This is a genomic window from Nocardia vinacea (genome assembly GCF_035920345.1).
Lineage (GTDB): Bacteria > Actinomycetota > Actinomycetes > Mycobacteriales > Mycobacteriaceae > Nocardia > Nocardia vinacea_A.
Genome location: NZ_CP109149.1, coordinates 6130182 through 6141917, shown reverse-complemented (window position 1 = coordinate 6141917; position 11736 = coordinate 6130182). Strand labels below are relative to the sequence as shown.

The following is an 11736-nucleotide window of genomic DNA, read 5'->3' as shown; positions in this document are numbered from 1 at the left end:
ACCCACCGCGACTTCCGGGCATCACGCCCGGCGCATGTACGCCTTGATGCTCAGCGGTGCGAAGATCGCGATCACGATCACCGAGCCGATCAGCGAACAGGCCAGATCGCTGCCGTAGACATTGCCGTTCATCAGCGCTCGGGCCGCATTCACCATGTAGTACACGGGATTCACGTGATTGAGCCCCTGCATCCAGCCCGGCATGGTGCTCACCTGAGCGAACGCGCCGGACATGAAGGTCAGCGGGAACATCACCATCATCGAAATGCCCTGCACGCCTGCGGCACTCTTACCGGTGACACCGACCAGCGCCCAGATCCAGCTCACCGCGAACGAGCAGACCACGATGACCAGACCGGCCACCACGACACCGGCGACACCGCCCTCGGGCCGGTAGCCGATGGCCAGGCCGACCACGATGGTCAGCGTCGTCGCCAGCGCGTAGCGCACCATATCGGCGATCAACGCACCCGCCAGCACCGAAATGCGGGCGATGGGCAGGGATTTGAACCGGTCGAAGACGCCCTTGTCCATATCCTCGCGCAACTGGGTGCCGGTGACGACCGAGGTCAGGATCACGGTCTGCACCAGAATGCCGGGAATCAGGACCGGCAGATAGTTCGAAACGCTCCCGCCGATCGCCCCGCCGAAGATGTAGGCGAACAGCGCGGTGAACAGGATCGGCTGAATCGTCACATCGAACAGTTGCTCGGGATTGTGCTTGATTTTCAGGATGCCCCGATAGGCCATGGTGAGCGAGGTCGACATGGTCTGTTGCAGGCTGATCTTATTGCTGACCTCGGGAATCGAGGTCGCTGCCGCATGCCGCGCGGTGGTGCTTTCGGCGGTGATGGTCGTCATGCCGCGCTCCGTTCCGAATCGTTGTCGTCGGCCGGGTGGCCGGTGATGGTGAGGAAGACCTCGTCGAGGCTGGGCTTGGTGACGGTGATCTCGTCGATCTCGATCTCCCACTCGCGCAGGCGGATCAGCAGGTCGGCGGTCATGCCCGCATCCGCGAGCGGCGCGGTGAGCCGTCCGGCCTCCGGCGTGATCTGGGCGTCGACGCCGAGGAAGTCACCGACAACCCGGCGGGCTTCCTCGAGCTGGGCCCGGTCGACCAGCGTCAGATGCAGTGAGGAGCCGCCGACCGAGGCCTTGAGTTCGTCGGCGGTGCCGTCGGCGATCACCTTGCCGTGGTCGATGACGGCGATCCGGTCCGCGAGCTGATCGGCCTCGTCCAGGTACTGCGTGGTGAGCAGCACCGTCGCGCCCTCGCGGACCAGACGGCGGATGGTCTCCCACATCTGGGCGCGGGTGCGCGGATCGAGTCCGGTCGTCGGCTCGTCCAGGAACAGCAGCGGCGGTGTCGCGATCAGGCTGGCGGCCAGATCGAGACGGCGTCGCATACCACCGGAGAAGTTCTTCAGCGGCTTGTTCGCCGCTTCGGTGAGGTCGAACTCCTCCAGCAGTTCGACCGACTTGCGCCTGGCATCGATCCGGCTGAGGCCGAGCAGGCGGGAGAAAATGATCAGATTTTCGGTGGCAGTGAGGTCCTCGTCGACCGAGGCGTACTGCCCGGTGACGCCGACCAGGGACCGGACCGCTGTCGGTTCCGCGACGACGTCACGGCCGAAGATGCGGGCGCTGCCGCCGTCCGGGCGCAACAGGGTGGCCAACATGCGGATGGTCGTGGTCTTGCCCGCGCCGTTCGGTCCGAGCACGCCGTAGACCGAGCCCTGCGGAACCGCCAGGCTCACACCGTCGACGGCGCGCTGTTCCCCGAACACCTTGACCAGGCCGTCCGCCTCGACGGCGAGCGCTGAAGTGGGTGCGAAAGAAGTCATGCATAAGACTGTGCGGTCGCCGTCTTGCACGGCCCTTGCACGACGGTGTCACCGATCTCTTGCACCCACTTGCACGTCTGCGCGCCCGCAGCAAGATCAATGACACAACGCGAGCCGCTCGGACGACGACAACTGTTGCGGCGCCTATCAGCTGTGCCCGGCCCTGGTCATCGATGGCGATCGTCGGTAGCAGCCGGTGCTGCCCGCCGGACCCGGTGTCAGTGCGTCGACTCCGCGAGGAGATGCTGGCGGAGTTTGGCGCGGTCCGGCTTGCCCGGTCCGCGCAGCGGGAGTTCGTCGAGGATCGCCAGCTCGCGCGGTGCGGCGATGGAATCGAGTTCGCGCACGACGTGATCGCGCAGTTCCTCGAGGGTCGGGGTGGCGCCGGGGGCGGGGACCACCGCGACCGCGACCCGCTGGCCCAGCCGATCGTCGGGCAGACCGAGCACGACGCATTCGCTGATGCCGGGATGCGTGGTCAGCACGGCCTCGACGACCTGCGGGATGACGAGCAGTCCGCCGGTCATGATGGCCTCGTCGAGCCGTCCGCTGATCCTGAGCACGCCGTTCTCGTAGGTGCCCGCATCCTCGGTACGGAACCAGCCGGGTTCGGCGAACGCAGGATGGTCGGGCTGGCCGCGGTAGCCGACGGCGATCATCGCGCCGCCGAGCAGCACGCGACCGTCCTCGATGCGAATCTCGGTGCCGTCGAGCGGAACTCCGTCGTACACACAGCCGCCGCAGGTTTCGCTCATGCCATAGGTGCGAACGACGTTGATACCGGCCGCTTTCGCGCGCTCGTAGACCGGCGCCGGAGTGGCTGCCCCGCCGACGAGCACACCATCCAACTGGGCAAGTGCTGCCGCGGCGGTGGGCGCCTCCAGCGCCTTGATGAGCTGGGTCGGCACCAGCGCGGTGTAGCGGCGCTCACCGCGCATACCGGAAATCGCGCCGGCCAGCGCCTCGGGTAGGAAGCCACCGGAAACGTCGAGCACGCTGGGTTCGGTACCGGCCAGAATGCTGCGCAGCAACACCTGAATGCCCGCGATGTGATGGGTCGGCAGGGCCAGGAGCCAGGTGCCTGGACCACCGAGTCGATCGTGTGTCGCAGTCCCGCTGGCCCGCAGCGCCGCGGAGCTGAGCATGGCGCCCTTCGGCACACCGGTGGTGCCGGAGGTGGTCACGACCAAGGCCGCCTCGTCATCGATCAGCTCGCCGGGCGAGAGTGCATCGCTCAGTCGTCGGGCCTCCCGACGGTCGCTGGTCGGTATCGGCAACCACGCGGGGCCGTTGCCCTCCAACACTTCTCGCAGATGCGGCATGACATCGTCGAGCCCGGATCCGGTCGGCATCGGCAGCGTCCGCAGGGTGCGACTCATGATTTCGCCCCCGTCATGCGCGACCGCAACTCGCTGGTGCTCGGCGCCGTCGTGCGCAGGCGCGCTGTGTTCATGGTTCGCTCGCTGCGCTCCCTCACGAGTCTGATCGTGTCATGTCAACATGACCGCGCGCGGCAGGGGTCGGTTTGCTGGAGCGGCGCGCTGGGGATTCGGCCGCGTCAGGGGGGAAGAAGTCGGGTACGCCGGACATCGAGACTGCGATTCACTCGGAGGACGGTACTCAGCGGTGGTCGCCCGGACGTCGGCGGTCGGGCGGCCATGTGTGGGTTATCGTCCTCGCCGGGGTCGGCATTGGCAACTCGAGCCGACCCACCCGTGCCGCCGCTGCCGTCGTGATCAGTCCGGTGACCAGCGCGAATCCCGTCGGATCGGATGTTCGGCGGGAACTTCGACCAGGACGATCGGAACCCCGTCCGGATCGTGCACCCACATTTCGATCAGTCCCCACGGCTCGCGCACCGGCTCGCGCTCGATGCGGATCCCCTTCAGCGCAAGCTCCGCCGCCGCGTCCGAAATGTCGCGAACCTGCAGCCAGAGCGCGCCCTCGAAGATGGTCGATTTGCCCGATCCGCCGTGTGCGGCCACCTCGATCAGCGACTGTCCAGCGAAGAAAACCGTGCCGCCCGGATACTCGCGCGCGATGGCCAAGCCGAGTCCGTCGCGGTAGAACGCGAGGGTTGCCTGGTAGTCGGCGGGCCGCAGGATGACCCGGCTGCTGAGGATGTCCATGTCAGAAGTACCAGGGGTAGGGGGTCCAGTCCGGCTTGCGCTTTTCCAGGAAGGCGTCGCGACCCTCGACCGCCTCATCGGTCATATACGCCATCCGGGTGGCCTCGCCCGCGAAGAGCTGCTGACCGACCAGGCCGTCGTCGAGCAGATTGAACGCGTACTTCAACATGCGCTGGGCCTGTGGGGATTTGCCGTTGATATCGGCGGTCCACTCCAGTGCGACATTTTCCAGTTCGGCGTGATCGACGACCTTGTTCACCGCGCCCATCTGATGCATTTCCTCGGCGGTGTAGGGACGGCCGAGGAAGAAGATTTCCCGCGCGAATTTCTGGCCGACCATTTTCGCGAGATAGGCGCTGCCGTAACCGCCGTCGAAGCTGCCGACATCGGCGTCGGTCTGCTTGAACCTGGCGTGCTCGCGGCTGGCCAGGGTCAGATCGCAGACCACGTGCAGACTGTGCCCGCCGCCCGCGGCCCAGCCGTTGACCAGCGCGATGACCACCTTCGGCATGAACCGGATCAGCCGCTGCACCTCGAGGATGTGCAGGCGGCCCGCACGCGCCTGGTCGACAGTGTCCGCGGTCTCGCCATCGGCGTACTGGTAGCCGCTGCGGCCGCGAATACGCTGGTCGCCGCCCGAGCAGAAGGCCCAGCCGCCGTCCTTGGGGCTAGGGCCGTTGCCGGTGATCAGCACCGCGCCGACGTCCGGGGTCATCCTGGCGTGATCGAGCGCACGATAGAGCTCGTCGACCGTGTGGGGACGGAACGCATTGCGCACCTCCGGCCGATCGAAGGCCACCCGGACGGTGCCCTGCTCGATATGCCGGTGATAGGTGATGTCGGTCAGGTTCTCGAACCCTGGAACGGGCCGCCACAGCTTCGAATTGAACGTCACCCCAGTGATTATTGCCCCCACCGATGTTTCGGATGCCAGCGACTTCCATGCGAACTTCTACGGTGCCGGTTCCATTACTCGGCGGTACGACTTGACGGTGTAAAACAACGCGATACCGTGCAGAGCATGAGTGGAGCATCGCGAAGCGATTCGATGAGGGGTGGCGGTCGGGCGACGGGTGGGCGTGCGGCAGCGCAACGGGTTCCTGAACGCGTTGTCGGCCGCATCGACAACAGCGCGGTGGACGAATCCCGGTACGAGAAGCACGGCGGCTTCCCCAAGGTCTCCCGCGCGCGAGTCGGCGCCGACTTCGGCCCGTTCGTCGAGGCCATGCGCACGTTGCAGGATCTGGTCGTCTCCGTGGACGCCCCCGACGAGATCTACGGCGAGGCACTCGACCGCACACGCGAACTCATCGATCTGCTCGAGCCGTATCGCGCCCCCGAACTCCAGGGTCCGGCGGGCCGTGCCGTCGAATTACCCGGGCGCGGCAGCCTTTTGCTGCTGCCGTGGCAGGTGGTCGAGGCCGGACCCGACGGCATCGTGATGAACGGTGAATTCCGTCGCTTCCATCTCGGCGGCAACGGCGCGGCACACGGCGGCGTGCTCCCACTGCTCTTCGACGATCTGCTCGGCATGATCGTGCACTACGCCGGACGACCGATCAGCCGCACCGCCTATCTGCATGTGAACTATCGCAAAATTACTCCGTTGCAGACGCCGCTGACCGTGCGGGGTCGCGTAGATCGCATCGAAGGCCGCAAAACCTTCATCACCGCGGAATTGGCCGATGAGCAGGGCAATGTCCTCGCGGATTGTGAAGGATTGATGGTCCAATTGCTGCCATGGCAGCCGTAGCCCGATGAGTGCCGTGTGACTCTGCGCACCAGTGCGTATAGTGACGTGCGCTCGTTCATGACATCGATCCCGGAGGAACCTGAAAGTGGTTGCAGCACTGTCTGAATCCCTGCTCGACGACGCAAAGCGCACGGCCTTCCTTGCCGATGCCAAGGAGGTTCTGGATGCCGAGGTGTCGGACAAGGGTGGTGCGTCGGGCCTGGCCGTAAAGGGTGGCTACGCGGCGGTCAAGAAGATCAGCCCGTCCATCGTGCCGGACGCGCTGGAGTCCTTGGCGCCCAAGCTCGTCTCGCAGCTGGAGCCGTTCTGGCAGGAATACGCGGCGACGGGGTCCGGCCAATTCGCCGACCTGCTGGTCGCCAAGTCGGATGAGGTCGCCGAGGCTTTGCTCGCGGTGACCGACGCGCGTGCCGACTCTTCGACGCGTCCGGCGCTGAAGAAGGTCTACTCGTCGATGCGTTCCTCGGCCAAGAAGAACGTCATCGAGGCCCTGCCACGGCTGGGCGACCTCGTGCAGCGGCACGCCTGAGTTGGATTGCGGCGCCACGGCGCCGCGTATCGCGCTCATACCTGCGCCTCGCTAGCGCTCGGCTCCGGCATGACCGCGTGGGCGGCTGTGTTCTTTGTCGCTCTCTGCGTTCGCTGATGCCTGCGCCTCGCTAGCGCTCGGCTCCGGCATGACCGCGTGGGCGGCTGTGTTTTTGCCGCTCACGGCGTTCGCTCATGGGACTCGCTCCGTGGTGGGTGCGCCGGCGACGCTCATTGTCGCGCACGGTGCTTCGGCCGACCACGGGCGCTGAGCGCCCCGCGTCCGGTGGTGGACGCGGGGCGAATTTCCGTCAACCTCGACAGCGTGAGGGAGCGCAGCGAGCAAACCAACGGCGCAGCGCCTTCTGGGCACAATGGTGCCGAGCCTAGCGAGGTGCCATTGTGAGCAGGGTGACGAAGACGTCGAAGCAACTGTCTGAGAGGCTGGAGATGTGAATCCGTCTACAGCACAGGCGCAAGTGGTCGTTGACGAGCTCGCGCGCGGGGGTGTGCGGGACGTCGTTCTGTGCCCGGGGTCGAGAAACGCGCCCCTGGCATTCGCGCTGCAGGCGGCCGATGCGGCCGGCCGGCTCCGCCTGCATATGCGCATCGACGAGCGAACCGCGGGCTTCCTGGCCATCGGTCTCGCCATCGCCAGTCGACTGCCGGTTCCGGTGGTGATGACCTCGGGGACCGCCGTCGCCAATCTCGGCCCCGCCGTGCTGGAGGCGAACTACGCCCGCGTACCGCTGGTGGTGCTGAGCGCCAACCGGCCCTACGAGATGCTCGGTTCCGGCGCCAATCAGACCGTCGAACAATTCGGGCTGTTCGGTAGCCAGGTCCGTGCCTCGATCAGCCTCGGACTCGCCGAGGAGGAGTCGGATGCCGATGGCGGCATGCCCTACGGCCAGCAGAACAGTCAATGGCGTTCGGCCGTCTGCCGGGTACTCGCGGCGGCCCGTGGCACCCGTTCCGGCAATGCCGGGCCGGTGCATTTCGATATTCCGCTGCGCGAGCCGCTGGTACCGGATCACATGCCGGACGAGTGGGCGCCCCAGGGCCGCCCCGGCGGCGAGGCGTGGACGTGCACCAGGTACGCGACGCTCGATGTGCCCCTCGATCTCGACCTGACGCCCGATACGGTCGTCATCTCCGGCCATGGCGCCGGCTTGCGACCGGAACTGGCCGAGCTGCCGACAGTGGCCGAACCCACGGCCCCGATGCACGGTCCGTCCCTGCACCCGCTTGCCCTGCCGCTGCTGAAGCCGCGGCAGGCGATCATCACCGGGCGGCCGACGCTGCATCGTCAGGTCGCGAAGGTGCTCGCGGATCCGGCCGTGACCGTCTACGCGCTCACCACCGGTCCCCGCTGGCCCGATGTCTCCGGCAATGTAGTCGGCACCGGAACCAGAGCGGTGACCACGGGCGCGCCGAATGCGGACTGGCTCGCGTACTGCCGCGAACTCGATGCGAAGGCTGTTCAGGTTGTTCGCGCCGAACTGGCCAACCACCCGAAGCCGACGGGGCTGCATGTCGCCGCGGTGGTGATGGACGCGTTGCGCGAGGGCGATCAGCTGCTGCTCGGCGCATCGAATCCGGTGCGTGACGCGGCCCTGGTCTCGGCTCCGCGGCCGGGTGTCCGAGTGCTGTCCAATCGTGGCGTGGCCGGTATCGACGGCACCGTTTCCACGGCCGTCGGCGCGGCACTGCACCACACCGGTCGCACCATCGCGCTGATCGGTGACCTCACCTTCCTGCACGACGCCGCCGGCCTGCTCATCGGCCGCGGTGAACCCCGGCCCGTCGATCTGACCATCGTGGTCGCCAACGACGATGGCGGCGGCATCTTCGAACTCCTGGAACAGGGTGATCCGCAGTACGCCGGTGTTTTCGAGCGCGTCTTCGGTACGCCGCACGGAATGGATTTGGCCGCCCTGTGTGCCGCCTACCGGATTCCGCACAAGCAGGTCGATCCCGAGCAGTTGGCGGTCGAGTTGGCCGGGCACGCGCACGGGTTGCGGGTGCTCGAAGTCGCGACCGAGCGTTCCAGTCTGCGGGAGTTGCACGCGACCGTGCGGGCCAAGATCGCGCCGTGAGCGAGCGTCAGCGAGTGAACCATAGGCACAGCGCGTCACGGCGCACGGCGGAGCCGAGCGCTAGCGAGGCGCAGGCGTAAGCCGAGATCGGCTCTGAGCGCGCACCTTCGGCCGGTACGGCGGAATCGCCAGATCGGAGGACTCGGACCCCGATGGCTGTCGCCGCCTCCCCGGTCTGCGTGCGATCGCCGCTGCCGTACTTTCAGGTGCTGGTGAGCATCGGCTGCGGGCGAGGCCGATCAGTACCCAGGCTCGGAATCGCGATCGTCGTCGAGCGGCACCGGGATCGACTGTTCCACGACATCGGCCGGATTGGCATCGAAGGCATCTCGATCGACCGCCGCCGCGAGATCGCGGTCGGAGCTGTCGTCGGTGTCATCGCCGATCTCCGGGTAGGCGGGGACGTTCTGCTCGACGTAGTCGGCTTCCGAAACCGCGTCGATGGTGCGGGACGTGCTTGGATCGGTCATCGTTCATTCCTCTCCGCGCGTGCTTTTCGGCTGGGTACCCGATGCTCTGCCGAGCGAACTCCAGGTGCTGCGGGAATCACAGCGCAGGCGGACAACCAGTCCAACACTGTTGAGAATGCTCCTAGTCTGGCCGCGCGGCAACCCACCTGCTACTCGCCGTCGAACGGACCCGAACCATTCGCCGGGAATTCGACGAGGGCCAATGTGCGGCCCGCCATGAACCGTGCCGTCCGCACCGCGACGCCCGTTCGCGTCACTTCACTGACCTCGACCACGCCACGTGCGATGCGTACCTCGACTTTGCGCCCGGCCCGCGTCGCGACCACTTCATAACTGCGAGACCCGTCGCCGAAATCGACGACTATCTCCACCCGATCGCCCTTCATCTACCAATTCTCCGCTTTTCCAGCACCTTTCGCCGCTACGACTTGGTTGCGATGGGCGGCGGGAAGGCCTCGCAAGGCGCTGGACCGAACCGGATGCGGTCGGGGATCGCGGCACCGATGAATTCCGATGGAGCGCGCCGTCTCAATCGTTGACGTCCGTTGCCGAGGAGGCCCCGATGCACCCGAATTTCGATCTCGAACCGGCCGCCGCCACCCTGGAGGCGGTGGCCGGCGCCATCACCGATGATCAGCTCAGCGCGCAGACACCCTGCACCGATACCAGCGTGCGTGACCTGCTCGCCCACGTCATCGGACTCACCGAGGCCTTCCGGCAGGCCGCGACCAAGGAAGCGGTCGGCCGCTCGGTCCCGCCCGCCGTCGGCCCGGAGAGCGCCCTGCCCGCCGACTGGCGTTCCCGCATTCCGGCCCAACTAAAGGCGCTCGTCGAGGCATGGCGCGAGCCGGCGGCCTGGGACGGCGAAACCGAAGCGGGCGGCGTATCCGCCCCGGCCGTCGTCATGGCCACGATCGCCCTGGACGAAATCGTGGTCCACACTTGGGATCTCGCCCGCGCTACCGATCAGCAACCGAGTGTCGACCCGGTCCACTCGACCATCCTGCTCGAATTCCTCAGGGACACACCACCCGAGGGCACCCCGGGCATGTTCGGCCCTGTCGTCCAAGTCCTCGAGACCGCCCCTTCTCTGGACCGCATCATCGGACTAACGGGCCGCGACCCCTCCTGGGCTCGCTGATCACTTGCGGCCGAGACCGAGCTTGCGGGCGATACGGGCCATCAGTTGAGACATCCTGGCCGGGAACGAATCCGGCTCCGGAACCGTGACCGGCCGTACGCGGCCATTGTGAATCGCGGTGATCCGCCATCCCTCGGGGGTTCGCACCAGCACCAGGGTCTGCCGCGACAGGCGGCGCTCGGGCAGCCGCGACCGCCACGGCATCAGCACCGACGCGGTGCCGTGCACGATCGCGACATCCGGTGTCACGTACCGGATCGACTCCAATTCGCCGACCAGGGCCGAACCGGCGAGCACACCGCGAAAGAGCTTGTCGTGGTTGGCCTGGTGTTCCTTGCGGCCGATCGCGCGGGTGCCGTCGTAGGACACGTAGTCGGAGTCGTCGGTGAACAACGCGCCGAATGCCGCGGCATCGTTATCGGTCCAGGTCTGCATGACCTGCTGGAAAACCGCGCTGAGTTGTGTGTCGTCGGTGCCGGCGCGATCGAGGGTCTCGTTCATGGTGTCGACTCTTTCTGTGCTATCGTTTCGATCAACGAAATATACGATAACAGAAAGTTTCGAATGTCGAAAGATGAAATCATCGGCGAGATCGGGATGCAGCTGCGCCTGCTGCAGGAGAGCTTCGATGCCTTCGACGAGGCCGTCGCCGCCCGTCTCGGCCTCAATCGCACCGATACTCGCTGCCTCGACGTCGTTCTCGGTCGCGGCCCGCTCGCGGCCGGCGAGCTGAGTGCTCAGCTCAAACTGAGCCCCGCCGCGACCACTACCGTCATCGATCGACTCGTCCGCGCCGGATTCGTCACCCGCAGCCAGGATTCGGCCAATCGTCGCCGCGTCCTGGTCGAAGCCACAGAGGCTGCGCACGCGACGGCGGTTGAAATCTTCGGCCCTGTCGGCCACGCGGGCGCGAAGGCCTTGGCCCGGTACAACTCCGACCAGCTGGATGTGATCCTCGACTTCCTGCGCACCGCGCTGGAAGTCCACCGAGCCCAAACCGACCGCCAGGTGGCCGCCCTGAACCCCGCCGAATAGCCCGCAACGAACTGCCATAGCTCGCAACGAGTTGGATCAAGATCAGGTGGAATCTGGGGCGGCATCGCCCGAGAAGGGCCCGCCACCAGTTCCACCTGATCTTGTTCATGACTTGGTGAAGATGCCCGCTGTTGCGGCTTGGGTGGCGGCTGCGGCGGCGGTGCGGGCGGCTGCGTCGTCGATCGGGTCGCCGGTGGCGAGGAGGCGGTAGTAGAGGGGGGATGAGACGGCGGTCAATACGGCGCGGGGGTCGGTGTTTTCGGGGATTTCGCCGCGGGCGATGGCTGCGTCGATGCAGGGGGTCCATTCGGTGAGGCGGATGTCGTAGAAGCGGCGTAGGGCGGCTGCGGCGGTTTCGTCGCAGGTGGCGGCGGCGATAACGGCCTGGAAGAGCTTGCCTTGGCGGGGGTCGGTGAGCGTTTTGGCGACCAGGCGGGCGTTGGCGGTGAGGTCGCCGAGCAGGGAGCCGGTATCGGCGTGTGGCAGCGATTGTTCGGCCATATCGATGAGCAGGTCGGCCACGAGTCCGGTGGAGTTGCGCCAGCGGCGGTAGGCCGTGGTCTTGCCGACCTCGGCGCGCGCTGCGACCTCGGTCAGATCCAGGTGCGCGAAACCGCGCTCGGCGAGTAGATCGCCCGCCGCCTGCAGTACCGCCTCGCGAACGCGAGCAGTGCGCCCACCGGGGCGAATCGAGCCGGGGATGGCATTGTCAGGCTCCATAACGGAACTCCAGTTTCATT

At 66.7% G+C, this 11736-nt stretch carries 14 protein-coding genes; 5 read left to right on the top strand and 9 right to left on the bottom strand.

The window, feature by feature from the left end:
- Window positions 1-21: 21 nt before the first annotated feature.
- From OIE68_RS27865 to OIE68_RS27845, 5 genes are all read right to left on the bottom strand, one after another.
- Window positions 22-852 carry an ABC transporter permease gene (locus tag OIE68_RS27865; RefSeq protein ID WP_419150809.1) on the bottom strand — a complete coding sequence of 277 codons (831 nt, stop codon included), beginning with the start codon at window positions 850-852 and terminating at the stop codon, window positions 22-24.
- Window positions 853-857: 5 nt separating this feature from the next.
- Complete coding sequence (locus OIE68_RS27860) at window positions 858-1844, bottom strand: ATP-binding cassette domain-containing protein (RefSeq protein WP_327094025.1); 987 nt, start codon at window positions 1842-1844, stop codon at window positions 858-860.
- A gap of 218 nt (window positions 1845-2062) precedes the next feature.
- The gene (gene menE, locus OIE68_RS27855) at window positions 2063-3223 is read right to left on the bottom strand and encodes an o-succinylbenzoate--CoA ligase (RefSeq protein WP_327094024.1); all 1161 of its coding nucleotides are present in this window, start codon (window positions 3221-3223) and stop codon (window positions 2063-2065) included.
- Between the two features lie 357 nt (window positions 3224-3580).
- Complete coding sequence (locus tag OIE68_RS27850) at window positions 3581-3973, bottom strand: VOC family protein (protein WP_327094023.1); 393 nt, start codon at window positions 3971-3973, stop codon at window positions 3581-3583.
- Between the two features lies 1 nt (window position 3974).
- The gene (locus tag OIE68_RS27845; protein WP_327094022.1) at window positions 3975-4868 is read right to left on the bottom strand and encodes a 1,4-dihydroxy-2-naphthoyl-CoA synthase; all 894 of its coding nucleotides are present in this window, start codon (window positions 4866-4868) and stop codon (window positions 3975-3977) included.
- A gap of 126 nt (window positions 4869-4994) precedes the next feature.
- On the opposite strand from OIE68_RS27845, the gene OIE68_RS27840 reads away from it, so the two are divergent.
- From OIE68_RS27840 to menD, 3 genes are all read left to right on the top strand, one after another.
- Window positions 4995-5726 (top strand): PaaI family thioesterase, encoded by a 732-nt coding sequence (locus OIE68_RS27840; protein ID WP_327094021.1) that lies wholly within the window; start codon window positions 4995-4997, stop codon window positions 5724-5726.
- Window positions 5727-5811: 85 nt separating this feature from the next.
- A complete protein-coding gene (locus tag OIE68_RS27835) occupies window positions 5812-6255 on the top strand; it encodes a DUF6918 family protein (protein WP_327094020.1) in 444 nt (147 codons plus the stop codon).
- Window positions 6256-6706: 451 nt separating this feature from the next.
- Window positions 6707-8350 carry a 2-succinyl-5-enolpyruvyl-6-hydroxy-3-cyclohexene-1-carboxylic-acid synthase gene (gene menD, locus OIE68_RS27830; protein ID WP_327094019.1) on the top strand — a complete coding sequence of 548 codons (1644 nt, stop codon included), beginning with the start codon at window positions 6707-6709 and terminating at the stop codon, window positions 8348-8350.
- 239 nt (window positions 8351-8589) lie between these two features.
- On the opposite strand, the gene OIE68_RS27825 is transcribed toward menD, so the two are convergent.
- Window positions 8590-8820: a hypothetical protein gene (locus tag OIE68_RS27825; RefSeq protein WP_040696134.1), complete on the bottom strand. Its 231-nt coding sequence runs from the start codon at window positions 8818-8820 to the stop codon at window positions 8590-8592.
- 149 nt (window positions 8821-8969) lie between these two features.
- Window positions 8970-9206 carry a hypothetical protein gene (locus tag OIE68_RS27820; protein ID WP_327094018.1) on the bottom strand — a complete coding sequence of 79 codons (237 nt, stop codon included), beginning with the start codon at window positions 9204-9206 and terminating at the stop codon, window positions 8970-8972.
- 176 nt (window positions 9207-9382) lie between these two features.
- Here OIE68_RS27820 and OIE68_RS27815 point away from each other — a divergent pair, with 176 nt between their 5' ends.
- Complete coding sequence (locus tag OIE68_RS27815) at window positions 9383-9961, top strand: TIGR03086 family metal-binding protein (protein WP_327094017.1); 579 nt, start codon at window positions 9383-9385, stop codon at window positions 9959-9961.
- Here OIE68_RS27815 and OIE68_RS27810 read toward each other — a convergent pair whose 3' ends face one another.
- Window positions 9962-10462 carry an SgcJ/EcaC family oxidoreductase gene (locus OIE68_RS27810; RefSeq protein ID WP_327094016.1) on the bottom strand — a complete coding sequence of 167 codons (501 nt, stop codon included), beginning with the start codon at window positions 10460-10462 and terminating at the stop codon, window positions 9962-9964.
- A 63-nt stretch (window positions 10463-10525) separates the two neighbouring features.
- Here OIE68_RS27810 and OIE68_RS27805 point away from each other — a divergent pair, with 63 nt between their 5' ends.
- Entirely contained in the window at window positions 10526-10996 is a 471-nt protein-coding gene (locus tag OIE68_RS27805; protein WP_327094015.1) for a MarR family winged helix-turn-helix transcriptional regulator, read from the top strand.
- Window positions 10997-11101: 105 nt separating this feature from the next.
- On the opposite strand, the gene OIE68_RS27800 is transcribed toward OIE68_RS27805, so the two are convergent.
- Window positions 11102-11716: a TetR/AcrR family transcriptional regulator gene (locus tag OIE68_RS27800; protein WP_327094014.1), complete on the bottom strand. Its 615-nt coding sequence runs from the start codon at window positions 11714-11716 to the stop codon at window positions 11102-11104.
- Window positions 11717-11736 lie beyond the last annotated feature (20 nt).

Bases quoted from the DNA above. Each gene is read 5' to 3' on its own strand.
- menE (WP_327094024.1), bottom strand. From the start codon at position 3,223: ATGAGTCGCACCCTGCGGACGCTGCCGATGCCGACCGGATCCGGGCTC.
- OIE68_RS27860 (WP_327094025.1), bottom strand. From the start codon at position 1,844: ATGACTTCTTTCGCACCCACTTCAGCGCTCGCCGTCGAGGCGGACGGC.
- OIE68_RS27805 (WP_327094015.1), top strand. From the start codon at position 10,526: ATGTCGAAAGATGAAATCATCGGCGAGATCGGGATGCAGCTGCGCCTG.
- OIE68_RS27820 (WP_327094018.1), bottom strand. From the start codon at position 9,206: ATGAAGGGCGATCGGGTGGAGATAGTCGTCGATTTCGGCGACGGGTCT.
- OIE68_RS27810 (WP_327094016.1), bottom strand. From the start codon at position 10,462: ATGAACGAGACCCTCGATCGCGCCGGCACCGACGACACACAACTCAGC.
- OIE68_RS27850 (WP_327094023.1), bottom strand. From the start codon at position 3,973: ATGGACATCCTCAGCAGCCGGGTCATCCTGCGGCCCGCCGACTACCAG.
- OIE68_RS27840 (WP_327094021.1), top strand. From the start codon at position 4,995: ATGAGTGGAGCATCGCGAAGCGATTCGATGAGGGGTGGCGGTCGGGCG.
- OIE68_RS27825 (WP_040696134.1), bottom strand. From the start codon at position 8,820: ATGACCGATCCAAGCACGTCCCGCACCATCGACGCGGTTTCGGAAGCC.
- OIE68_RS27815 (WP_327094017.1), top strand. From the start codon at position 9,383: ATGCACCCGAATTTCGATCTCGAACCGGCCGCCGCCACCCTGGAGGCG.
- OIE68_RS27800 (WP_327094014.1), bottom strand. From the start codon at position 11,716: ATGGAGCCTGACAATGCCATCCCCGGCTCGATTCGCCCCGGTGGGCGC.